The 23071-nt window shown below is 65.2% G+C and carries 24 protein-coding genes; 11 read left to right on the plus strand and 13 right to left on the minus strand.

What is annotated here, in order from left to right; all coding sequences use genetic code 11:
* Nucleotides 1–48: 48 nt before the first annotated feature.
* Genes dctP through DKT70_RS09710 form a run of 3 tightly spaced genes read right to left on the minus strand, consistent with a single transcriptional unit; the run spans nt 49 to nt 2984 of the window.
* Nucleotides 49–1134, minus strand: a complete 1086-nt coding sequence (gene dctP, locus DKT70_RS09700; RefSeq protein ID WP_111558956.1) for a TRAP transporter substrate-binding protein DctP — start codon at nt 1132–1134, stop codon at nt 49–51.
* Between the two features lie 25 nt (nt 1135–1159).
* Nucleotides 1160–2482, minus strand: coding sequence for a TRAP transporter large permease (locus DKT70_RS09705; protein ID WP_199559563.1), 1323 nt, complete (start codon nt 2480–2482; stop codon nt 1160–1162).
* Nucleotides 2472–2984, minus strand: coding sequence for a TRAP transporter small permease subunit (locus DKT70_RS09710; protein WP_233490516.1), 513 nt, complete (start codon nt 2982–2984; stop codon nt 2472–2474). Before DKT70_RS09710 ends, DKT70_RS09705 begins: the two co-directional genes overlap by 11 nt.
* A gap of 152 nt (nt 2985–3136) precedes the next feature.
* Between DKT70_RS09710 and DKT70_RS09715 the strand changes: the two genes are divergently transcribed.
* Nucleotides 3137–3415: a DksA/TraR family C4-type zinc finger protein gene (locus DKT70_RS09715; protein ID WP_111558957.1), complete on the plus strand. Its 279-nt coding sequence runs from the start codon at nt 3137–3139 to the stop codon at nt 3413–3415.
* Between the two features lie 43 nt (nt 3416–3458).
* Here DKT70_RS09715 and DKT70_RS09720 read toward each other — a convergent pair whose 3' ends face one another.
* From DKT70_RS09720 to DKT70_RS09735, 4 genes are all read right to left on the minus strand, one after another.
* On the minus strand, nt 3459–4430 hold the full coding sequence (locus DKT70_RS09720; RefSeq protein ID WP_199559565.1) for a beta-ketoacyl-ACP synthase III: 972 nt from the start codon (nt 4428–4430) through the stop codon (nt 3459–3461).
* Nucleotides 4430–5539, minus strand: coding sequence for a phosphate acyltransferase PlsX (plsX, locus tag DKT70_RS09725; protein ID WP_111558959.1), 1110 nt, complete (start codon nt 5537–5539; stop codon nt 4430–4432). Before plsX ends, DKT70_RS09720 begins: the two co-directional genes overlap by 1 nt.
* 22 nt (nt 5540–5561) lie before the next feature.
* A complete protein-coding gene (gene rpmF, locus DKT70_RS09730) occupies nt 5562–5768 on the minus strand; it encodes a 50S ribosomal protein L32 (RefSeq protein ID WP_072296409.1) in 207 nt (68 codons plus the stop codon).
* 244 nt (nt 5769–6012) lie between these two features.
* Nucleotides 6013–6552 (minus strand): YceD family protein, encoded by a 540-nt coding sequence (locus tag DKT70_RS09735; RefSeq protein WP_111558960.1) that lies wholly within the window; start codon nt 6550–6552, stop codon nt 6013–6015.
* 146 nt (nt 6553–6698) lie between these two features.
* Here DKT70_RS09735 and DKT70_RS09740 point away from each other — a divergent pair, with 146 nt between their 5' ends.
* Nucleotides 6699–7148 carry an outer membrane protein assembly factor BamE gene (locus tag DKT70_RS09740; RefSeq protein ID WP_111558961.1) on the plus strand — a complete coding sequence of 150 codons (450 nt, stop codon included), beginning with the start codon at nt 6699–6701 and terminating at the stop codon, nt 7146–7148.
* A gap of 26 nt (nt 7149–7174) precedes the next feature.
* On the opposite strand, the gene DKT70_RS09745 is transcribed toward DKT70_RS09740, so the two are convergent.
* The gene (locus tag DKT70_RS09745) at nt 7175–8185 is read right to left on the minus strand and encodes a serine hydrolase domain-containing protein (RefSeq protein WP_111558999.1); all 1011 of its coding nucleotides are present in this window, start codon (nt 8183–8185) and stop codon (nt 7175–7177) included.
* 118 nt (nt 8186–8303) lie between these two features.
* On the opposite strand from DKT70_RS09745, the gene DKT70_RS09750 reads away from it, so the two are divergent.
* Together DKT70_RS09750 and DKT70_RS09755 are read left to right on the plus strand one after the other, a co-directional pair.
* Nucleotides 8304–9047: an SseB family protein gene (locus tag DKT70_RS09750; protein ID WP_111558962.1), complete on the plus strand. Its 744-nt coding sequence runs from the start codon at nt 8304–8306 to the stop codon at nt 9045–9047.
* A 61-nt stretch (nt 9048–9108) separates the two neighbouring features.
* On the plus strand, nt 9109–9819 hold the full coding sequence (locus tag DKT70_RS09755) for a CDP-alcohol phosphatidyltransferase family protein (RefSeq protein ID WP_111558963.1): 711 nt from the start codon (nt 9109–9111) through the stop codon (nt 9817–9819).
* Nucleotides 9820–9826: 7 nt separating this feature from the next.
* Here DKT70_RS09755 and DKT70_RS09760 read toward each other — a convergent pair whose 3' ends face one another.
* From DKT70_RS09760 to DKT70_RS09775, 4 genes are all read right to left on the minus strand, one after another.
* Entirely contained in the window at nt 9827–10021 is a 195-nt protein-coding gene (locus DKT70_RS09760) for a hypothetical protein (RefSeq protein ID WP_111558964.1), read from the minus strand.
* 120 nt (nt 10022–10141) lie between these two features.
* Nucleotides 10142–11419, minus strand: a complete 1278-nt coding sequence (gene fucP, locus DKT70_RS09765; RefSeq protein ID WP_199559564.1) for an L-fucose:H+ symporter permease — start codon at nt 11417–11419, stop codon at nt 10142–10144.
* Nucleotides 11420–11557: 138 nt separating this feature from the next.
* On the minus strand, nt 11558–13102 hold the full coding sequence (locus DKT70_RS09770) for an alanine/glycine:cation symporter family protein (protein WP_111559001.1): 1545 nt from the start codon (nt 13100–13102) through the stop codon (nt 11558–11560).
* Nucleotides 13103–13138: 36 nt separating this feature from the next.
* The gene (locus DKT70_RS09775) at nt 13139–13573 is read right to left on the minus strand and encodes a universal stress protein (protein ID WP_072296403.1); all 435 of its coding nucleotides are present in this window, start codon (nt 13571–13573) and stop codon (nt 13139–13141) included.
* A gap of 441 nt (nt 13574–14014) precedes the next feature.
* Here DKT70_RS09775 and DKT70_RS09780 point away from each other — a divergent pair, with 441 nt between their 5' ends.
* The 7 genes from DKT70_RS09780 to DKT70_RS09810 all read left to right on the plus strand — a co-directional run bounded on the left by DKT70_RS09780 (nt 14015) and on the right by DKT70_RS09810 (nt 22325).
* Entirely contained in the window at nt 14015–15577 is a 1563-nt protein-coding gene (locus DKT70_RS09780) for a 2-isopropylmalate synthase (protein WP_111558965.1), read from the plus strand.
* Between the two features lie 214 nt (nt 15578–15791).
* Entirely contained in the window at nt 15792–16826 is a 1035-nt protein-coding gene (locus DKT70_RS09785; RefSeq protein WP_108500390.1) for a rod shape-determining protein, read from the plus strand.
* Nucleotides 16827–16848: 22 nt separating this feature from the next.
* Nucleotides 16849–17787: a rod shape-determining protein MreC gene (gene mreC / locus DKT70_RS09790; RefSeq protein ID WP_111558966.1), complete on the plus strand. Its 939-nt coding sequence runs from the start codon at nt 16849–16851 to the stop codon at nt 17785–17787.
* Nucleotides 17784–18305 carry a rod shape-determining protein MreD gene (locus DKT70_RS09795; RefSeq protein WP_111558967.1) on the plus strand — a complete coding sequence of 174 codons (522 nt, stop codon included), beginning with the start codon at nt 17784–17786 and terminating at the stop codon, nt 18303–18305. Before mreC ends, DKT70_RS09795 begins: the two co-directional genes overlap by 4 nt.
* A 13-nt stretch (nt 18306–18318) precedes the next feature.
* Nucleotides 18319–20265 (plus strand): penicillin-binding protein 2, encoded by a 1947-nt coding sequence (gene mrdA, locus DKT70_RS09800; protein ID WP_111558968.1) that lies wholly within the window; start codon nt 18319–18321, stop codon nt 20263–20265.
* 7 nt (nt 20266–20272) lie between these two features.
* The gene (gene rodA, locus DKT70_RS09805) at nt 20273–21412 is read left to right on the plus strand and encodes a rod shape-determining protein RodA (protein ID WP_111558969.1); all 1140 of its coding nucleotides are present in this window, start codon (nt 20273–20275) and stop codon (nt 21410–21412) included.
* A gap of 4 nt (nt 21413–21416) precedes the next feature.
* Nucleotides 21417–22325, plus strand: coding sequence for a 2-hydroxyacid dehydrogenase (locus DKT70_RS09810; RefSeq protein ID WP_111558970.1), 909 nt, complete (start codon nt 21417–21419; stop codon nt 22323–22325).
* On the opposite strand, the gene DKT70_RS09815 is transcribed toward DKT70_RS09810, so the two are convergent.
* Nucleotides 22319–23026: a DUF2062 domain-containing protein gene (locus DKT70_RS09815; protein ID WP_111558971.1), complete on the minus strand. Its 708-nt coding sequence runs from the start codon at nt 23024–23026 to the stop codon at nt 22319–22321. The two genes, DKT70_RS09810 and DKT70_RS09815, sit on opposite strands and share 7 nt — an antisense overlap.
* Nucleotides 23027–23071 lie beyond the last annotated feature (45 nt).

Raw genomic sequence — 23071 nt, forward strand, 5'->3', positions numbered from 1 at the left:
GGAAACTGTTCCCCGCCCGATACTTGGCCGTCAAAGATGATGGTCAGGTCACTCGGCGCAGGCCTGGATCGCGGCCAGATCGGGGCCGTTCGGGGTCCGGCCCAGGTTGAAGGGTGCCGAGGCTTCGCGCCAGCTGCCGTAATCCTGCAGATAGGAAAGCTGGCTGGCATAGACCTTGGCGGACAGGGGGTTCTCGCAGGCGACCTCGGTGATGGTCTCGTTGGCCAGCTCCTGCACACGCTCCAGCGCGGCATCGTCCAGGCGGGTGATCTCGGTCCCGGCCTCCTGGAACTGCGCATAGGCCTCGGTCGCGCGCTTCTCGGTGAAGGAAAGCGACCAGAGCATGGTCGATTCGGCCGCAATCTCGAGCCGTTCGCGGGTTTCGTCATCCAGCGCGTCCCATGCGCCCTTGTTGATCATCACCCCGAAGACCGACGACGACTGGTGCCAGCCTGGCGTCGACCAGTATTTCGTGACCTGCTGGAAGCCACCCGAGAAATCGACGTTCGGGGTCGAGAATTCCGCCCCGTCGATCACGCCGCGTTCCAAGGACTGATAGATCTCGCCGCCGGCCATGCTGACCTGGTTGCCGCCCAGCTTCTCCAGCAGCTTGCCCTGTTCCAGGCCCGACAGGCGCAGGCGCAGGCCCGACAGGTCCTCCAGCGTGCGGATCGGCTGGCTGACGGTGCGGAAGCCCGATTCGTTGTTGGTGACGCCATAGGGCAGATAAACCATCCCGAACTTGCCATAGACTTCGTTGTACAGGTCCTTGCCGCCCCATTCCTGAATCCAGTTCACATAATCGACGGCGTTGAACAGGCTGGCCGTGGTGGCCAGGGGCGAAAAGGCGCTGTCGCGGCCTGCCCAGTATCCCGGCCAGTCGGCACCGGCCTGGATGGTGCCCGATTCGACCGCGCCGAAGACCTCTCCGGCGGGGACCAGGCTGCCGCCGTCGAAGAATTCGATCGTCAGCTTGTCGTCATCGACAAGCTTGTTGGCCAGTTCGACCCAGTGCTTGTCGATCTCGATCAGTTCCAGGCTGGATGGCCAGGTCGTGGTCATCGTCCAGTTTTCCGACAGGGCCGGGGTGGCGACGCTCAGCGCCAGTGCGGCCGTGGTCAGCAGATGTTTCATGTTATCCTCCTCAGGGTGAAAAACGTCAGCCGTACAGGACGGCAGGCAGCCACGTGACCAGCGACGGGAACAGGATCATCATCACGCACATCAGCAAGACAAGCCCGATGAAGGGCAGCACGCCCATGATGATGTCGCCCGTCTTGATCTCGGGTGGGGCGATGGCACGCATGTAGAACAGCGCGTAGCCGAAGGGCGGCGACAGGAAGCTGGTCTGCAGGACCACCGCCATCAGGACCACGAACCACAAGGGATCGATGCCCATTTCGCCCACCAGCGGCAGGAAGATCGGGAAGGACAGCAGCACGATGCCCGTCCAGTCCAGGAACATGCCCAAGATGAACACGACCAGCAGCATGACCGCGATCAGCGTATAGGGATCGTCGGCCAGACCGCGGATCAGGTCCTGGCTGGCGCGCAGGCCGCCGGTGATGTTGAAGACCCCGGTAAAGGCCGTGGCGCCGATGACGATGAACAGGATCATGGCACTGGTGCGCCCGGTTTCCAGCAGCGCCGAGTAGAAGGTCTTCCACTGGAAGCGGCCGCGCATGATGACGATCAGCAGGGCCAGGACGGCACCGATGGCGCTGGCCTCGGTCGCGGTGGCGATGCCCGCCAGCAGCGACCCCAGGATGCCCAGGATCAGGATCAGCGGCGGCACGGCCTCGATGATCAGCATCTTCCACATGGCGGCGCGGCTGATCTGATCGGCCTCAGCCACCTTGGGGGCCCATTCGGGCTTCAGCCAGGCGATGAACACGACATAGAGCGCATACATCACCCCCAACAGCAGCCCCGGCACCATGGCACCTGCGAACAGCTGCCCCACCGACAGGCCCGGCGCATAGGAGGCCATCAGGATCAGCATGATCGAGGGCGGGATCAGGATGCCCAGGCAGCCCGACGCGCCGATCAGCCCCGTGGCCAGCCGTTTGTCATATCCGTATTGCAGCATCGGACGCAGGGCCATCATGCCCATCACGGTGATCGACGCGCCGATGATGCCCGTCGTCGCCGCCAGCAGGATCGAGATGAAGACCACCGCCAGCCCCAGACCGCCGGTGACCCGCGCCATCAGGTGGCGCAGGGCCTCGAACATGCGGTCGGTGACGCCGCTGTCTGACAGGAAACGCGCCATCAGCACGAAGAGCGGGATGGCGATGAGCACGTAATTGTCCAGAACGTCGCCGAAGATGCGGTTGATGACGATGCCCAGCACCATCGGCTTGCCCGCGATCAGCGCGCCCAGAACCGCCGTGCCGCCCAGGACCATCGCCAGCGGATGCCCCATGAACAGACCCAGCAGCAGCAGGCCCGACATGATCATCCCGATCGTTTCACCCGACATCATGCGGCTCCAGGTAGTCGGTCCGGTACAGGACCAGTTTCAGAACCTCGCTGACACCTTGGATCAGCAGCAGGACGGCGGCCACGAACATGGCCATCTTGAGCGGATAGACCGGCAGCTGCACCGCACCATAGGTCAGTTCCCCCTGCCGCCATGAGGTGATGGCAAAGTCCCAGCTGCGGGTGGCAAAGACCCATGCGAAGGGAAAGAAGAAGATGAGATAGCCCGCGATCTCGATCAGGCGGCGGGGCATCCCGGTCAGGCGCGACGTGACCAGGTCCACGCGCACATGGGCCTGGTGGCGCAGCGCATAACCGCCCAGCATGACGAAATAAAAGCCGTAAAGCTGCTTGGTGACGTCGAAGGCCCAACGCGTGGGTTGCCCCAGCACATAGCGCATGAAGACGTCATAGATGATCATGGCGGCGAAAATGAGCGCGACGACCGACACGATGCGACCGACGATCTCATTCATGCCGTCGATCAGACGGATAATCGGCAAATCTTGGACCCTCCCCAGAGTCGCGGGCGCGTTTTTTTCTGCACCTGCACAAGGCAGTGTTTCCAATGCTCACGCGGGTGTCAACTGTGCGTGGGTATTTGCAGCCGGTGCGGGTCATCCCCATTTGTATTGCAATAGGATAGGAGACGATCATGGCTGGAGGTTGGGCCCGCGACGGGGCCGTGAACGAACAGATCGAAATCAGCACCGCCGAGGCGGTTGCCCGCGCACGCCAGAACGCGGCGCGGCGTGCGGCTCAAGGTGACAGTGCGGAATTCTGCGCCGAATGTGACGAACCCATCCCCGAGGCACGGCGCAAGGCGCTGCCGGGGGTCAAGCTGTGCGTGGATTGCCAGGGTGGTCATGACAGGTCGCGGCGCGTGATAGGCGGCATGAACCGCCGGGCCAGCAAGGATGCCCTGCTGAAATGAAAAACGGCCCCGCGGGGCCGTTGGTTCTGTCAGGTATCGCGCCTTACCAGCGCAGGACGACCGAACCCCAGCTGAGGCCGCCGCCGATCGCTTCGGTCACCAGGAGGTCGCCTTGCTTGAAGCGGCCCTGCTGATTGGCGACCGACAGGGCCAGTGGAATCGATGCCGCCGAGGTGTTGCCGTGATCGGCGACCGTCAGGACCACCTTGTCCATCGAAAGACCCATCTTCTGCGCGGTCGAGGTGATGATGCGCAGGTTCGCCTGATGCGGCACCAGCCAATCGACATCCTGGGCGGTCAGCTGCGCCTTGGCCAGCGAGGTGGCCGCAGTCTTGGAAAGCTTTTCCACCGCATGGCGGAAGACCAGGTTGCCCTGCATGCGCAACTGGCCCGCCGTGCCGGTCGAGGACACGCCGCCATCGACGTAAAGCAGGTCGCGATGGGTGCCGTCGCTGTTCAGATCCGCCGACAGGATGCCGCGGTCATCGCTGGTGCCGGCGCTGTCCTGCGCCTCAAGCACCACGGCGCCTGCGCCATCGCCGAACAGCACGCAGGTGCTGCGGTCGGTCCAGTCCATGATGCGGGAAAACGTCTCGGCGCCGATGACCAGGATGCGTTCGGCCATGCCGGCGCGGATCATCGCATCGGCATTGGCCAGCGCAAAGACAAAGCCCGCGCAAACGGCCTGCACGTCATAGGCAAAGCCGCGCCTGACGCCCAGACCGGCCTGAACCATCGTTCCGACCGATGGGAATGTCAGGTCGGGCGTCGATGTCGCGACCACGATGCCATCGATGTCGTCGGGCGTCAGCCCCGCGTCTTCAAGGGCTGCGCGGGCGGCACGGATGCCCAGATCGCTGGTGGTTTGGCCTTCGGCGGCGAAATGGCGACGTTCGATCCCGGTGCGGGACCGGATCCATTCGTCGCTCGTTTCCAGCCGTTCCTCGAACCAGCTGTTTTCCACGATGCGTTCGGGCAGGTAATGTCCGCTGCCCCGGATGACCGAACGTCGAATCAAGACGATGCTCCTGTCTCGACCGTGCCGGCCGAGGCTGCTGCACTCTGGGCGACACGGGCGGCCAGACGGTCCTGAAAGCCCGACTTGGCCAGAGTGAAGGCCAGCTTGATCGCGGCGGAGACCCCCGTCGCATCGGCAGAGCCGTGCGATTTCACGACGGTGCCATTCAGGCCAAGGAAGATCCCGCCATTCACGCGGCGCGGATCGATGCGTTTCTGCAGGCGTTTCAGCGATGTCATTGCCAGCACTGCGGCGAACTTGGACATCACCGAATTCGAGAAGGCGTCCTTCAGGAACGCTCCGACCAACTTGGCGGTGCCTTCGCCGGTCTTCAATGCGACATTGCCGGTGAATCCGTCGGTGACGATCACATCCACGCGCGCCGAGGGCAGATCGCCGCCCTCGACGAAGCCCACATAGTCAAAGCTGCCGCCTTGGGCCGCCTGTTCGATCAACTCATGCGCCTGCTTCAGCTCTGGCCGGCCCTTGTGTTCCTCGGTGCCGACATTCAGCAATCCGACGCGCGGATTTTCCAGCCCAAGACCGTTGCGGGCATATGAGGTGCCCATCAGCGCGTATTGCAGCAGGTCATGCGCGTCGGCGCGGATATCGGCGCCCACGTCCAGCATGATGTTGAAGCCTTGCGGGTTCAGCGATGGCCACAGGCAGGCGATGGCGGGGCGGTTGACGCCGGGCAGCTTGCGCAGCCGCAGCATCGAAAGCGCCATCAGCGCGCCGGTATTGCCGCAGGACACGGCGACCTGCGCCTCGCCCTGCTTGACCGATTCGATCGTCGACCACATCGACGTCCCCGCGCCCTTGCGGACGATCTGGCTGGGCTTGTCATCCATCGTCACGACAGATTCCGTGTGGCGGATGTCGCAGCGACCGGCCAGCGACTTGCGACGCGCGATCAGACCACGCAGTTCAGCTTCATCGCCATGGACGATGAAGCGGATTTCCGGGTTCTTCTCGGCGCTTTCCGCCATGCCGGCGACCACGACCGATGGGCCGCGGTCGCCGCCCATGGCGTCAACCGATATCACCACGCCACCCTTGTCATCCAAGGGGCGCGGTGTATCTGAGGTCGCTGCTTCGTCGATCATATGGATACGGCGCAGGCCCCGATCAGGCTGCGTCGTCGTCCAGGTCGATCTCGTTGGCCTGCGCGACGACTTCGCGGTCGGCATAGTGGCCGCAGGACGGGCAAACGTGGTGCGGACGCTTCAGTTCGCCGCAGTTCGTGCATTCATTCGGGTTGCCCGCAACCAGGGCATCATGCGCGCGGCGCATGTTACGCTTCGAGCGGGTTACGCGATTCTGAGGGACAGCCATGTCACCACCTCGAGTTGTCAGGGTGCGGCGCCGAAACGCAGGAACACCGTGGATTTGAATTCGTAAATGAACCGCGCAGATACGTCATCACGGCCCCGCCCGCAAGCCCTCGTGGAGGGGGCTTGGGGCAAATTGCGCAAGGTCAGCGGCCCAAATGCCCCATATTTGCGGCCTTGGACGCCGATGCGGCGCTTTTGCGGGCGCGTTGTGGCCCCCGCGCCACGCCTTGGCCACGCAGCGGTCGTCAGGATTCGCCGCCATCCTTCTTCAGCAGCTGATCAAGTCCCGCGAAGGGGCGGCGGGTGTCCGCGGCGGGTTCGGCGGCGATGTCGGGCGCCACATCGTCCAGCCGCGCACCCTCGGCGCGGGGATATTCCGGCAGAGCCAGGCTGAGGGCCTCGACCATGATGGCGGTCAGGTCGATGAAATTGCCCAAGGGCTCCAGCGTCTCGTCCAGCATCTCGACCTCCTCGGCCTCGACATCGGGCATGTGCGGGGTAAAGCGGATGCGGACATCGTCGGCGATGTCGGTGCGCACCGGTTTCAGCGTCACGACGCAGGGCTGGGTCACGCGGGCCTGCAGCTTGCCAGTCAGCAGCCAGCCGTCACGACCCTCGGCGCGGACCTGGCCCTGGAAATCCAGGCGCGTCAGCCCGTCCAGCCCAAGCTCGGTCGCGATATCGGCGCGGGGCTGGTCGCCGGGCCGCAGGTGAAAGGCGGTCGGCGTGTTGGGATTCAGATGCGCGACGCGCAGGCGCTGCGGATGCGATTCGGGGGCTGTCATGGGGGCCTCGGGGGTTCTTGTGCGGATGTGGCGGACAGGCTGCGCGATGCACCGGCTTGCCCCGCCGATTGATATTCTTGAGCAGGGTGCCCGAGTTTGCTAGGCAGGGCGGGCCGCGTCAACCGCCCCAAGGAGGGAACCTGCCCATGACCGCCATCAGAAGTCTGATGACACTGGCGTTTCTTGCCGTCCTCGGGCTTGCCGCCTGCGCTCCGGTCTATCGCAACCACGGATATGTCCCCCCTGACCTGGAACTGGCCGAGGTCGTCGTGGGCCAGACCACGATGGATGACCTGCCTGGGCTGATCGGGCGTCCCTCGGCGCAGGGGCTGCTGACGGGCTCGGGCTGGTATTACGTCGGTTCGCGCTGGCGCCGCTATGGCGCCGCCCCCTCGCGCGAGGTCGAGCGTCAGGTCGTCGCCGTGTCCTTTACCCCCCAAGGCGTCGTCAGCAATGTCGAACGCTTTGGGCTGGAACGCGGCCGCGTCGTCACCCTGTCGCGCCGCGTGACCGAGGGCAGCATCACCGAAGTGTCGCTGATCGGACAGCTGCTGGGCAACCTGGGCAATTTCCAGGCGGGCGATTTCGTCGACTGAGGCAGGCAGGGCGGGCAGCGCGCCGTTCAGATGGCGCGCACCATGCTGTCGGCCAGCCGGTCGAGGCTGATTCGATATCCGTTATTCGCCGAGGGCTGATCGGGGTCCGACGTCATGGCGATGGCCATGGCGGGCCGGGTCAGGGTTTCGGGCAGGACATAGAGCATCTGCCCCCCGTAACCCCAGGCGCAGCGCGCGGGCCTGCCGCCGACGCGGGTCAGGAACCAGCCATAGCCGTAGCTTTGTCCGGTAAAGACCGATCTGGTGCGCCGCTGCCAGCTGTCCTCCAGCCAGAATGCGGGGATGACCTGGCGGCCGGCGGCCTGGCCCTGGCGCGCGCAGCAGGCGCCGAAGGCCAGCAGGGACCGGGTGCTCATGGCCATCTGGTTGCCGCCCAGATAGATGCCCTGCGGGTCGCGGTCCCATCCGGTGATGCGGAACCCCGGGATCGGGCCCAACCAGTCGCGCGCCACGTTCAGCAGCGGTCGCCCCGTGACGCGGGTCAGGATCGCCGCAACCAGATGGGTCGAGGCCGTGGAATATTGCATCCGGCTGCCCGGATCTTCGGTGAAGGGTGCGGCCAGTGCGGTGCGGACCCAGTTGCCGCTGCTGACCCAGCGGCCGTAATTCTGGCCCGATTGGCGTTCCAGCCCCGCCTGCATGGACAGCAGATGGCCGATGGTGACCTGCGACAGGCGCGGATCGGGATCGGCGGGCAGGTCGGATCGCAGCAGGGGCGCGATCTTCTGGTCCGGTCCCTCCAGCAGGCCCTTGCCGATGGCGATGCCCGCCAAGGCAGAGATGATGGATTTCGATGCCGACTTGATGTTCGTGGGCTGGTCGGGGGTAAAGCCGTGATAGCCTTGGGCCGCGACCTCGTGGCCGCCCTTGTCGTCATCGCGCCATATGGCGACATTGCGCAGCGGGTCCAGCCGGTCGGCCTGCGCAAGGATGGGGGACAGCCCCGCCCGCGCGATGCGGGGCGCGGCCAGAACGGGCGCAAGGGCGGCGGTCAGGATCAGCGTGCGACGATTCATCCGAGGAATATGGTCGGATTTTTGCATCAGGTGCAATCCTGCAATATCGTCGCAGGGCTTGTTCCGTCGCGGTCACGCGATTAGGGCAAGGGAAACCCCAAACCGAGGGCCTGCCGGAATGACCGCTCTGGACGATCTTGCCATTGTTCCCTTCCACGACGCCGATGCCCCGCAGCGGGCCCGCATGCTGTCGCGGCTGGCCGATACCGAGGTGGCGGTCGCGCTGATGCGCGAGCCCCTGCGCGATCAGGTCGAACTGAAGCTGTTCGATCTGGACGGCGCCCGCGTGGCCATCGCCTGCGACGGCGAGGATCGGCTGGCGGATTTCTTTGGCCAGGCCGTCGCCTATGCCGCGATGCCGGGGCGGGTTCTGGCGGCGCTGCTGCAGGCGGACGGGGCGGGGCTGCTGGTCAATCCCGGCCATCCGTCGCAGATGATGCTGGATGCGGCCACGCTGGATTGGCTGACCGGTGCGCTGGAAAGCGCCCCCCAAGAGGACGAGGCCCGCCTGCGTCTGGTCACGCCGGACGCCGGCACCGTGAACGCGCTGGCCATGCCGCTTGGCGATCGGCTGGCCGATATGCGCGGGCTGATCGCGGGGGCGGCGCTGGTGGGCATCGCGGGCGATGACGGGCAGCCGGCATCCCATCTGCTGCTGATCTCGGGGGCGCCGGCGGATCGGCAGGCGGCCATCGCCAAGGCCCTGTCCGAGGCGCTGGCCTTTCTGCCCCCGCAACCCGGCGGCGTCGATATCAGCTTTGCCGAGGCCGTGGCCCCCACGGGCGCGCTGATCTTCGACCTGACGCCGCCCGAACCCGTCGTCGCGCCGCCCCGGCCCAAGGGACCGCCGATCCTGCGCTGATCCGCCGTCAGGGACGGCCTGTGCGGTTGCGCAGCCCGGCGCAACCTGCGACAAACTGCGCATGCAGATTCAACACAAAGCCCTGTCCGTCCATCTTCTGACCGCCACGGGCGCGGTCCTGTCCATGCTGTCGATGCTGGCCGCCGCCAATGGCGAATGGGCGTTGATGTTCCTGTGGTTGGTCGTGGCCTTCGTGGTCGACGGCATCGATGGGCCGCTGGCGCGGCGCTATGACGTCAAGACGAATTTCCCCGCCTATGACGGGGTGCTGATGGATCTGATCATCGATTACCTGACCTATGTCTTCATCCCGGCGTTCGCGCTGTTCCAGTCGGGACTGCTGTCGGGCTGGACGGGCTGGTTCGCCATCATCGTCATCGTCTTCGGCAGCGTCGTCTATTTCGCGGATACGCGGATGAAGACCAAGGACAATTCCTTTGCTGGCTTTCCCGGCTGCTGGAACATGGTGGTGCTGGTGCTGTTCGCGACAGAGCCGCATTGGACCGTGATCCTGGCCATCGTCACTGCGCTGAGCGTCGCGATGTTCACCAACATCAAGTTCATCCACCCCGTCCGGACCGAACGGTGGCGCCCGGTGTCGCTGACCATCGCGATCCTGTGGGTGCTGTTCGCCGGGCGCGCGGCCTGGGTCGATTTCCACCCGTCAAGCTGGGCGATCTGGGGATTGGTGCTGACGTCGGTCTGGCTGTTGCTGGCAGGTGCGGTGCAACAGATGATCCCGCAGCGGCGGCGGGACGGGCATCAGGCCTGAGGGCTGCTCAGGCCTGCGCGGGTTGCATGCGGTTCCGGGTGCGGTTCGCCAGACGCTTGCGCAGGCGGCGCAGGGTCGGGAAGGCAGCGTTCAGGGCGCCGATCTCGTGGGGCAGCAGCATGAAGCGGCGGCCTTGGGGGCTTTTCTGGGCCATCAGGCGCTGGCCTTGGGCGGAATTGTAGATGCCGAACTGTCCAAGCATTGGGCTGTTCCTTTCATATCAGGTTCATCCCTAATGTTGGCGCTATCGGTGGGCGGGACAAGCCGGATTCCGGACAGGTCCGCCTTGCACCCACCGCATGGCGCGAAGCGCGAGGGGGGATCACCCCGCGCGGTCGCCCGATTTCAGATCAAAGAGCCCGTAGGCCGCCACCACCAGGAAACACAGGCCCGGCACGACATAGGATATGGCCGCGCCATAGGCGTCCATGACGCCGCCATGCACCAAGGGCATCACGGCCCCGCCCAGGATCGCCATGACCAGGCCCGCAGCCCCGAACTTGGTGTCGGTCCCCAGCCCGTGCAGCGCCAGCCCATAGATCGTCGGGAACATCAGCGACAGACAGGCCGACAGCGCCACGACCGCCCAGGCACCCAGGATGCCCGGCCCGGAGGCAGCAAAGAAGCACAGCGCGGTGCCCGCCAGCGCCATCACCAGCAGCAGCAGGGCGGGGCGGATGACGCCCATCAGGCCGACCATCACGAAACGCGACACCAGAAAGACCAGCAGGCTGGCCTGCAGGTACCAGCCGGCCTGCGCCTCGGTGCGTTGCAGGGTTTCCATCACGTATTGGATGGTAAAGGTCCAGGCACAGGTCTGGGCGGCCACGTTGAAGAACTGCGCCGTGACGCCAAAGACGTAATGGCGGTTGGCCAGAAGGCGGCCCAGGGTGGCGCGGAAATGGACCGGTGTGTCGCTTTCCTCGATTTGCTCATGCCGGGTGGGCATGCGCTTCAGCGCGATCATGATCCAGATCGCCAGCAGGACGAAGGCAAAGCCGACATAGGGGACCATCACGGCCTGCAATTCGGCCTGCTGGACGGCGCGCAGGGCCTCGGGGGCCATGGCGGCGCGATCCTCGGCGGATGCGATGTTCAGCTTGGGCAGGATCAGGGTGGCGGCCAGGAAGACGCCGATATTGGTGCCGACCGGGTTGAAGGCCTGGGCGAAGTTCAGACGCCGCGTGGCGTTGGCTTCGGGGCCCATGTCCATGACGAAGGGATTGGCCGAGGTTTCCAGGATCGACAGCCCCCCGGCCAGCAGGAACAGCGCCAGCAGGAAGAAGCCGAAGGTCATCGCATGGGCGGCGGGATAGAACATGAAAGCGCCCAGGATGGCGCAGCCCAGCCCCGTCAGGATGCCCGTCCGATAGGAAAAGCGGCGGTTGATGAAAGCGGCGGGCAGGGCCAGCAGGAAATAGGCCCCGTAATAGGCGAATTGCACGAAGGACGCCTGCAGCGTGGTCATCGAGAAGATCCGGGAAAAGACCTGCACCAGCGGATCGGTCATGTTCGCCGCGATCCCCCATGCCGCAAAGCAGGTCACTAGCAGGGCGAAGGGCAGGCGCATACCCTGGTAAACGAAACTGGGTTTGGTCAACGTGACGATCCTCTCTTCCGCGTGCAAGCCGCTGGCCTCCTGCCACAGATTTGCGAAGGGGGCCACTGGTGATCGCATCAAAAAGGGGCGGGCGCGTGATGCGCCCGCCCCCATCAGGGTCGTCGGTAGGGATGCCGCCTATTCGAACTTGCGGATGTCGCCGGATTTCAGGCGGCCCAGATAGCGGTTCATCTCGGCCTTGACGATCGGCATCAGCAGATACAGCGCGATGATGTTGGGCACCGCCATGGCGAAGATCATCGCATCCGAGAAGTCGATGACCGGACCCAGGCCCGCCGAGGCGCCGATGACGACGAAGATGCAGAAGATGATCTTGAAGACCAGTTCCTTGGTCTGGCCCTCGCCAAAGAGGAAGGTCCAAGCCTTGAGGCCGTAATAGCTCCACGAGATCATGGTCGAGAAGGCGAAGAGCACGACGGCCAGCACCAGCACATAGCGGAACCACCCGAACGAGCTGCTGAAGGCGGCCGAGGTCAGCGCCACGCCGGTGTTGTCGCCCACTGTGCGGATCGCGTTGCCGGATTCGTTCAGGATGAACAGGCCGGTTTCGGGATCGGTGATCAGCTGGCCGGTGATGATGATGACCAGCGCGGTCATGGTGCAGATCACCACGGTGTCGATGAAGGGTTCCAGCAGAGAGACGAAACCCTCGGTCACGGGTTCCTTGGTGCGCACCGCGCTGTGGGCGATGGCGGCCGAACCGATGCCTGCCTCGTTCGAGAAGGCGGCGCGACGGAAGCCCTGGATCAGCGCGCCGATGGCCCCGCCGACCACGCCGTCATTGGTGAAGGCGCCCGCAAAGATCTGGCCGAAGGCCGACCCGATCATGTCATAGTTCATCGCGATGATGATCAGCGCCGTGCCGACATAAAGCGCGGCCATGAAGGGGACAATCTTTTCGGTCACGCTGGCGATGGATTTCAGGCCGCCGACGATGACCAAGAAGACGATGACCGCCATGACAAGGCCGGTGATCCAGCCCGGATAGTCGCCCACCACGTTGATGATCTGGGCATGGGCCTGGTTGGCCTGGAACATGTTCCCGCCGCCGAAGCTGCCCAGGATGCAGAAGATCGCGAAGAGGACCGCCAGGATCTTGCCGCCCGGCAGGCCGCGTTCGGCAAAGCCCTTGGTCATGTAATACATCGGGCCGCCCGACACGGTGCCGTCGGCGTATTCGTTGCGGTATTTCACCCCAAGCGTACATTCGGTGAACTTGGACGCCATGCCCAGCAGGCCCGCAAGGATCATCCAGAATGTCGCCCCCGGTCCGCCGATGCCCACGGCCACCGCGACGCCCGCGATGTTGCCAAGGCCGACCGTGCCCGACAGGGCGGTGGTCAGGGCCTGGAAATGGCTGACCTCGCCCGCGTCATTGGGGTCGGAATAATCGCCGCGCACCAGCGCGATCGCGTGGCCGAAGCAGCGCAGCTGCACCAAGCCGAAATACAATGTGAAGATGACCGCGGCGATCACCAGCCAGCCGACGATCCAGGGAAAGGACGTGCCGGGAAAGTTGGAAAAGATCAGGCTGACGAACCAGCCCGTCGAATTGGCAAAGGCCGCGTTGATGGATTCGTCGATCCCCTGCGCGGCGGCCGGTCCTGCGGCCAGGCTGGCCGCCATGCCCGCCGTCATCAGCGCCTTCGTGGTGTGTTTCATGATTTCGCTATCCTTGTTGATGACGCGCATGCAGGCTCAGGGGACGATGACGACGGGAACCGGCGCGACCTGCGCCAGCGTCGCCGCGACCGACCCGAAGATGCGGGTGGCAAAGCCCGAATTGCCCATCCTGCCGATGAAGATCATCGCGCCATCGGATTCCTTGGCGACGCGGCAGAGCGTTTCGGCGATATGGCCGTAGCGCATGGTCGTCTCGAAGGGGATGCCGGCTTGCTCCATGCGCGTCATCACGGGGCGCATGACGGCCGTTTCGGCGCGCAGCAGTTCCTCCTTGCGGCGGCGGTGGCGTTCTTCCAGCTCGCTGGGGGTCAGGAAGCTGTAGGGCGACCATTCCAGCACATGGGCGATCAGCAGGCTGTCCCCTTGTGCCTGCGCGCGTGAGATGGCGAAATCAAGCGCCCGCAGCGATGCATCGCTGCCGTCGAAACCGACGACCAGTTTGCGTGACATCTTACCCTCATCTGTTGGTTTTCGTTTTATTATGTCGGTGCTGAAAGGATAGGCACAGCTTTCGCCAAGGACCAGCGAAAATGTAGCGATACATATCCCGCGGCCCCGGCGACGGGTGAACTGCTTGTGTCGCGGGCAAGGCCGGGGCGGGGTGCGGCAGTCGGGCGACGCCGCAGTCGGGCGACGCCACCGGGCGGATGCATTTTTGTCTTTTCAATCACCGGCCGGGCCTGCATATTCGGCCCCATGATCCGGAAGCACCAGATATCCGCCGCCATGCTAGCGCCCCGAGGGGCGCTTCCGGCCGTGCATCTCCGTGGTCTGTTGCGTCTTACGCTGCGCTGAGCGGGTCGTCCGGGCCGCCGCTCAGTCAGGTCATGGCCCGGGTCCCAACCCCAGACACGCAGAAAGCCCTATGCGGGCCGTAAGAAAGACAGACAGATGACCGACAAGAACCGCGTCGTGATTTTCGACACCACGCTTCGCGACGGCGAACAATCCCCCGGCGCCACCATGTCCCATGCCGAAAAGCTGGAAATCGCCGGCATGCTGGACGAAATGGGCGTCGATGTGATCGAAGCCGGCTTTCCCATCGCATCCGAAGGTGATTTCGCCGCCGTTTCCGAGATTGCCAAAATGGCCAAGACCAGCGTCATTTGCGGCCTGGCCCGCGCGCAGATCCCCGATATCGACCGCTGCTGGGAGGCCGTGAAGCATGCCCGCCAGCCGCGCATCCACACATTCATCGGGACATCGCCCCTGCACCGCGCCATTCCGAACCTGGACATGGACCAGATGGCCGAACGGATCGAGCAGACCGTCAGCCATGCCCGGAACCTTTGCGACAACGTCCAATGGTCGCCCATGGACGCCACCCGGACCGAGCATGACTACCTGTGCCGCGTGGTGGAAATCGCCATCAAGGCGGGGGCCACGACGATCAACATCCCAGACACCGTCGGCTATACCGCGCCGCGCGAAAGTGCCCAGCTGATCCGCATGCTGCTGGAACGCGTGCCGGGCGCCGACGACATCATCTTTGCCACGCATTGCCATAACGACCTGGGCATGGCGACCGCCAACGCACTGGCCGCCGTCGAAGCGGGTGCCCGGCAGATCGAATGCACGATCAACGGCCTGGGCGAACGCGCCGGCAACACCGCGCTGGAGGAGGTGGTGATGGCGATGCGGGTCAGGAACGATATCATGCCGTTCCAGACGGGCATCGACACGACCAAGATCATGGGCATCTCGCGCCGCGTGGCCTCGGTCTCGGGCTTCCCGGTGCAGTTCAACAAGGCCATCGTCGGCAAGAACGCCTTCCTGCACGAATCGGGCATCCACCAGGACGGCGTGCTGAAGAACGTCGAGACCTTCGAGATCATGCGCCCCGCTGATATCGGCCTGACCGAGAACAACATCGCCATGGGCAAGCATTCGGGCCGCGCCGCCCTGCGCGCCAAGCTGGCCGATCTGGGATACGAGGTGGGCGACAACCAGCTCAAGGACATCTTCGTGCGGTTCAAGGCACTGGCCGACCGCAAGAAGGAGGTCTTTGACGAGGACATCGTCGCGTTGGTGCTGGACGCTGCCGCCAACACCCAGGACGACCACCTGCAGGTCAAGCATCTGCGCGTGATCTGCGGCACGGACGGCCAGTCGGCGCAGCTGACCATGACGGTCGACGGCGTCGAAAAACAGGCCGAAACCACCGGCGACGGCCCGGTCGATGCCTGTTTCAAGGCCGTGCGACAGATCTTTCCGCACGAGGCGCGGCTGCAGCTTTACCAGGTGCACGCCGTGACCGAGGGCACCGACGCCCAGGCCACCGTCAGCGTCCGCATGGAGGAGGAGGGCCGCATCGTCACCGGCCAAGCCGCCGACACGGACACGATCCTGGCATCGGTCAAGGCCTATGTCGGCGCGCTGAACCGGCTGATCCTGCGCCGTGCGATGACCGGGCAGGGCAGCGACGCCAAGCAGATCAGCATGTATTCGCACTGATCAATCCAAGGCCCGTTTCCGTCGCGGAACGGGCCCGTTTCCCGCGCGCGATAAGCCGCCTTTGCCGTGTTTCGCGTGTATCGGGGCTTTTCGCCTGCGGGTCAGGGTTCTATACGGGGCCAAGCCTGCAGGGGCGATTCAGGGCCGTTCATGGTCCCAAGACTGATTTCAAAGCAGGGCAGGCCGGGCCAACCGGCACGAAAAGGATACGGGCATGGCATTCGGCGGTTTGTTTTCGACCGACATCGCAATCGACCTGGGGACGGCGAACACGCTGATCTATGTCAAGGGCAAGGGCATCATTCTGAACGAACCCTCGGTCGTGGCTTATCACGTCAAGGACGGCAAGCGTCAGGTCCTGGCCGTGGGCGAGGACGCCAAGCTGATGCTGGGCCGCACGCCCGGCAGCATCGAGGCCATCCGCCCGATGCGCGAAGGCGTCATCGCAGATTTCGACAGCGCCGAGCAGATGATCAAGCACTTCATCAAGAAAGTCTTCAAGCGCACGACGTTTTCCAAGCCCAAGATCATCGTCTGCGTGCCCCATGGCGCGACCCCGGTTGAAAAGCGCGCGATCCGCCAGTCGGTCCTGTCCGCAGGTGCCCGCAAGGCCGGCCTGATCGCCGAGCCCATCGCCGCGGCCATCGGTGCAGGCATGCCCATCACCGAACCGACCGGCAGCATGGTCGTCGACATCGGCGGCGGCACCACCGAGGTGGCGGTCCTGTCGTTGGGCGATGTGGTCTATGCCCGTTCCGTCCGCATCGGCGGCGACCGCATGGACGAGGCGATCATCAACTATCTGCGCCGCAACCAGAACATGCTGATCGGCGATTCGACCGCCGAACGCATCAAGACCAGCATCGGCACCGCCCGCATGCCTGATGACGGGCGCGGCGCCACCCTGATGGTGCGCGGCCGCGACCTGCTGAACGGCATCCCCAAGGAGATCGAGGTCAGCCAGGCGATGATCGCCGAAGCCTTGACCGAGCCGGTCCAAGCCATCTGCGAGGCCGTGATGGTCGCGCTGGAAGCGACCCCGCCGGACCTGGCCGCCGACATCGTCGACCGGGGCGTGATGCTGACCGGCGGCGGCGCGATGCTGGGCGAACTGGACCTGGCGCTGCGCGAGCAGACCGGCCTGTCGATCAGCCTGGCCGACCAACCCATGAGCTGCGTCGCGCTTGGCACCGGCAAGGCCCTGGAATTCGAAAAGCAGCTGCGCCACGTCATCGACTACGACAGCTGATCTGCCCATGCGGAGTTCCTGAATGGCCCGCAAAGGACCAGATTTCGCCACCCCTGTCCGGCGCATCCTGATTGCGGTGATGGCGCTTGCGCTGCTGGCGCTGTTCCTGTTCTGGCGCATCGACAGCCCGCGCGCCGAACAGATGCGCACCGCCATGATCGACCGGATCGTGCCGCGTTTCGAATGGGCGCTGGTGCCGGTGACCCGTGTCTCTGAAATGGTCGCGGGCTTCCAGAGCTATGCCCGGCTGTACGAACAGAACCAGGAATTGCGCCGCGAATTGCAGCGCATGTCCGCTTGGAAAGAGGCCGCCGTCCAGCTGGAACAGGAAAACAGCAAGCTTTTGGCACAGAACAATGTCCGCTTGGACCCGGCGCTGACCAGCGTCACGGGCGTGGTGACGATGGACAGTGGTTCGGCGTTCCGGCAATCGGTGCTGCTGAACGTGGGCGCGCGCGACGGCATCATCGAAGGCTGGGCCACGATGGACGGCCTGGGCCTGGTGGGCCGGATCGCGGGCGTGGGACAGCGCAGCAGCCGGGTCGTGCTGCTGACGGACCCGTCGTCGCGCATCCCGGTGGTGGTCCAGCCGACGGGCGAACGCGCGCTGGCCACGGGGGACAACACGCCCCTGCCGGTGCTGGAATTCATCGAATCGGGCGACAACGTGCGACCGGGCGACCGGATCGTCACCTCGGGCGATGGCGGAGTTTTCCCGCCGGGGCTGCTGGTGGGGCAGGTGGCGCAAGGGACGGACGGGCGGATGCGCGTCCGCATGGCCGCCGACTATGGCCGGCTGGAATTCCTGCGCGTCCTTCGGTCCCATCCCGCCGAGGCCGTTGTCGACACCACCGCCGTCATCCGCCGCGGCGCCGAGGGCTTTATCGGCCCGATGTTGCCCGACAGCCCCGTCGAGGCCGCATCCGCCACCGATGCGCTGGATCCGGGCACCGCGCCATGATCCAGTTGCCAAGCCGCAGCTTCGTGACCGGCACGGCGGTGTTCCTGCTTTCGGCGGCGGTGCTGTTGTTCATCCGGCTGCTGCCGCTGAAGGGCGGCATCATGGGCTGGCCCGGACCCGACATGACGCTGGCGCTGATCCTGGCCTGGGTGCTGCGCCGCCCCGACCAGCTGTCGGCGCCGGTCATCGTGATCGCCGTCCTGATCGAGGATATCCTGCTGATGCGCCCGCTTGGCCTGTGGACCGCCTTCGTCCTGATGGGCAGCGAGGCCGCACGACTTCGCGAGCACCGTTGGCGTGATCAGCCATTCATGGTTGAATGGGTCAGGGTGACGACCCTGATCGGCCTGATGATGCTGGGGAACCGCTTGGTCCAGATCCTGTTCGTCCTGCCGGTGCCGGCATTGGGACAGGTCATCCTGCAATTCCTGGCCACCGTGCTGGCCTATCCCCTGGTGATCTTTGCCGCGCGCTGGCTTTTGGGTCTGCGCCGCGTGGGTCGCCCCGAGGGCGCGTAAGAAGGGTTCCGGGATGAAGAAATCTCAACGCGATATCGTCGACAGCAACCGGGGCATCACCCGTCGCGGCCTGCTGCTGGCCGGAATTCAGGTCGGCACCGTGACGACGCTGGCGCTGAAGATGCGGTCGATGCAGCTGGACCATGCCGATGAATACCGGATGCTGGCGGATGGCAACTCGATCAAGATCCGCCTGCTGCCGCCGTCGCGCGGGCTGATCCTGGACCGGAACGGCCTGATCGTGGCGGGGAACGAACAGAATTACCGCGTCACCCTGACCCGCGAGGAAGCGGGCGGCGATGTCGAGCCGGTGCTGCAGCGGCTGGCCCAGCTGATCCCGATCAGCGATGCCCGCATGGCCGAACTGCGCGACGAATTTTCCAAGCGCAGCGCCATCACGCCGATCGTGCTGGCCGATCGCCTGTCCTGGGAACAGTTCAGCACCATTGCCGTCAACGCGCCGTCCCTGCCGGGGGTCACCCCGGAATCGGCGCTGTCGCGGGCCTATCCGCGCGCGGGCGATCTGGCGCATGTCATGGGCTATGTCGGCCCGGTATCCGATTACGACCTGTCGCGGATCGAGGATCCGGACCCGGTGCTGCGGCTGCCCGATTTCCAGTTGGGCAAGATCGGCGTCGAAGGCCGTCTTGAGGAAGTGCTGCGCGGCAAGGCCGGCGCCCGCCGGGTCGAGGTCAACAGCACCGGCCGAGAGATGCGCCAGCTGTCGCGCCAGGAAGGCGAACAGGGCGCCACGGTCCAGCTGACCGTCGATGCCCAGCTACAGAATTACTGCGCGCAGCGCATGGGCCAGGAAAGCGCCGCCGCCGTCGTCATGGATTGCCACACGGGCGAGCTGGTCGCCATCTGTTCATCCCCCAGCTTTGATCCGAACAAGTTCGTGCGCGGCATTTCCAGCACGGATTACCGCGGTCTGATGGATCACGACCACCGCCCGCTGGCTGACAAGACGGTGCAGGGGGTCTATCCGCCGGGATCGACCTTCAAGCTGGTGACGCTGCTGGCGGGGCTGGAATCGGGCGTCATCAATGCCGGCAGCCGCTTCTTCTGCCCGGGCTATACCGAACTGGGCGGCCGCCGCTTCCATTGCTGGAGCCGGGGCGGCCATGGTTCGGTCGACGCGGTCAAGAGTCTCGAGGAAAGTTGCGACGTCTATTATTATGAATTGGCGCAGCGTGTCGGGATCGACCGGATCGCCGTGATGGCGCGCAAGCTGGGCATCGGGGTCAAGCACGATCTGCCGATGTCGGCGGTGTCCGAAGGCATCGCGCCCGACCGGGCCTGGAAGAAGACCCGTTACGACCAGGCCTGGCAGATCGGCGACAGCCTGAACGCCTCGATCGGGCAGGGTTATGTGCTGGCATCGCCCCTGCAGCTGGCGGTGATGACCGCGCGGGTCGCATCGGGTCGGGTGATCGAACCGCAGTTGATCCGGTCGGTCGACGGGGTCAAGAAGGTGGCTTCCGATTTCCCGCCGCTGGACATCAGCGAATCGTCACTGCGGGTGGCGCGTGCGGGGATGGATGCGGTGATGAACAGCGCCCGCGGCACCGCCCGCAAGGCCAGGATCGAACGCGAGGATTGGCGCATGGTCGGCAAGACCGGCACCAGCCAGGTGCGCAACATCACCGCTGCCGAACGCGCCCGGGGGGTGATCTCCAACGACCAGCTGCCGTGGGAACGCCGCGACCACGCGCTGTTCGTCTGCTATGCCCCCTACGAGGCCCCGCGCTATGCCGTGTCGGTGGTGGTGGAACATGGCGGCGGTGGGTCCACCGTTGCGGCCCCCATCGCCCGCGACATCCTGCTGTTCGCGTTGAACGGCGGCCTGCCACCGCTGGATGCCGTCCCGTCCAACCAGCGCGCCGACATGGAAGCGCGTCACGACGCCATGCAGCTTTACACGCCCGAGGCCCCGCGCCCCGGCCGCAGCCGCGCCTGAGGGGCCCATGTCATATCTGGACTATCAGGTCGCACAGGTCCCCACCGGGCTGCGCAAGGTCTTCTTCATCAACTGGCCGCTGGTCCTTCTGATCACCGCTGTCTGCTGCATCGGTTTCCTGATGCTCTATTCCGTGGCGGGCGGTCAGATCGAAACCTGGGCGCAGCCGCAGATGTACCGCTTTGCCGTCGGCATGGTCATCATGCTGGGGCTGGCCTTCGTGCCGATGTGGTTCTGGCGCGGGATCTCGGTGTCGGCCTATGTGGTCTGCTTCCTGCTGCTGGTGGCGGTGGACCTGTTCGGGGCCATCGGCATGGGCGCGCAGCGCTGGATCGATATCGGCCCCATTCGCCTGCAACCATCCGAGCTGATGAAGATATCCCAAGTGCTGCTGCTGGCGGCCTATTACGACTGGCTGGACCTGAAAAAGGTGTCGCGGCCGCTTTGGGTGCTGATCCCGGTGGTGCTGATCCTGGCGCCGACGGGGCTGGTGCTGATGCAGCCGGACCTGGGCACCTCGATCATGTTGATCACCGGGGGCGGCATCGTGATGTTCGCCGCTGGCGTGTCGCTCTGGTATTTCGGGGCGGTGATCGGGGCGGGGGTCGGCATGGTCTATGCCGTGATGCATTCGCGCGGCACCGACTGGCAGTTGCTGAAGGATTACCAGTATCGCCGCATCGACACCTTCCTTGATCCGACCGCCGATCCCTTGGGCGCGGGCTATAACATCATCCAGAGCCAGATCGCGCTTGGGTCGGGGGGCTGGTCGGGGCGTGGCTTCATGCAGGGGACGCAATCGCGGCTGAACTTCCTGCCCGAGAAGCACACCGATTTCATCTTCACCGTCCTGTCCGAGGAGTTCGGTTTTATCGGGGCCTTCTCGCTGCTGGCGCTCTATATGCTGATCGTGGGGTTCTGCCTCTATTCGGCGCTGTCGAACCGGGACCGTTTTGCCAGTCTGATCACCATCGGCATCAGCGGGACGTTCTTTTTGTATTTCGCCATCAACATGGCCACGGTGATGGGGTTGCTGCCCGCCAAAGGGTCGCCCCTGCCGCTGGTCAGCTATGGCGGCACGTCGCTGATGATCCTGATGCTGGGCTTTGGCCTGGTGCAATCCGCCCATGTCCACAGACCGAGGTGACGTCATGAAGGTCCGTTTTTCCGCATCCCCCGCATCCTGGGACGAGTGGGCGCCCGCCCTGCGCGCCGCCGATCCGGGCATCGATCTGCATCGCGACGGCGATCCCGCCAGCTTCGATGCCATCATCTATGCCCCCGGCGGCGATATCACCGATTTCACGCCCTATCGGAACGTCCGCCTTGTCCAGAGCCTTTGGGCCGGAGTCGAACGGATCGTCACCAACGACACCCTGACCCAGCCCCTGGCGCGGATGGTCGATCCGGGTCTGGCGCAGGGCATGGCCGAATATTGCACGGGCTGGGCGATGCGGGCGCATCTGGGGATGGACGGCTATGCCCAGGACGGCACCTGGCGGAACGGCCAGATCCCGCCGCTGGCCCCGGAACGCCCGGTCACCATCCTGGGGGTGGGCGAACTCGGGCGGGCCACGGCGGCCATGCTGGGGTCGATCGGGTTTCCGGTGACCGGCGTCAGCCATTCGGGTCGGGCCGTGCCGGGGATCGCCATGCATCCGCTGGCCCACCTGGACGATGTGCTGGCCGGATCGCAGATCGTGATCTGCCTGCTGCCCGACACGGCCGACACGCGAAACCTGCTGGATGCGCGCAGGCTGGCCCTGCTGCCGAAGGGCGCTTGGATCATCAATGCCGGGCGCGGCACGCTGATCGACGATGACGCGTTGCTGCAGGGGCTAAACGATGGGCGCCCGGCCCATGCGGTGCTGGACGTCTTTCGGTCGGAACCTTTGGCCCCCGACCATCCGTTCTGGACCCATCCCGGCATTACGGTCACGCCCCATGTCGCCGCCGACACCCGCCCCGCGACGGCGGCCCCGGTCGCGGTGCAAAACCTGCGGCGCGCCATGCAGGGCCAGCCGGTCGACAACCTGGTGGATCGCGCCAAGGGTTACTGAGGGGGCTGCCAGTCTTGGTCGGGCCGGACATCCCCATCGCCCGGATGGTCGCGCAGGGCTGCCGCCCGTTGCAGCGCCAGCGCCGCGGCACGCTGCGAGGCGCGCTCGATCCGGTCGGCCATCTTCTTTTCCCGCCGCCGCTGATAGGCGCGAAAGACCGGCACGGTGACGTAATGCACCCCGACCGACACGACCAGCCCCAGGATCGTGCCGCCCACAACATAGGGCCAGAAGATCTCGAAGAAGAAATCATGCAGCATGTTCCAATGCGCGACCTTGGGGCCGAACATGGAATGGATGTTGTGCCAGATCTCGCTGGTGGCGCGGGAAAATTCGCGAAAGATGAAATGCGGCGACAGATCGCCCTCAAGGCCCAGAATGTGACGTCCCACCGCGGTCGAGGCGAAGGCGATGAAGGGCAGGGTGACCGGATTGCCGACAAAGGTCGCCAGCAGGGCCGCCAGGATATTGCCGCCGATGATCCAGGCCGTCGCCGCCGCCGACAGGAAATGAAACCCGAACAGAGGCGTGAAGGACACGAAGACACCGGACGCCACCCCGCGCGCGATGCGATGCGGGTGGTCGGGCAGGCGGCGCAGGCGGTACATGACATAGCGCGTCGCGCGACCCCATCCGCCGCGGGGATAGATCATCTCGCTGGCGATCTGCCCGTAGCTGCGCGGTTTGCGTCTTTTGAACAAGTGACACCCGATCTTTGATGGTCACGGACCCCAACGGTCCGAAGG

This window comes from Paracoccus sediminilitoris (assembly GCF_003259195.1).
GTDB lineage: Bacteria > Pseudomonadota > Alphaproteobacteria > Rhodobacterales > Rhodobacteraceae > Paracoccus > Paracoccus sediminilitoris.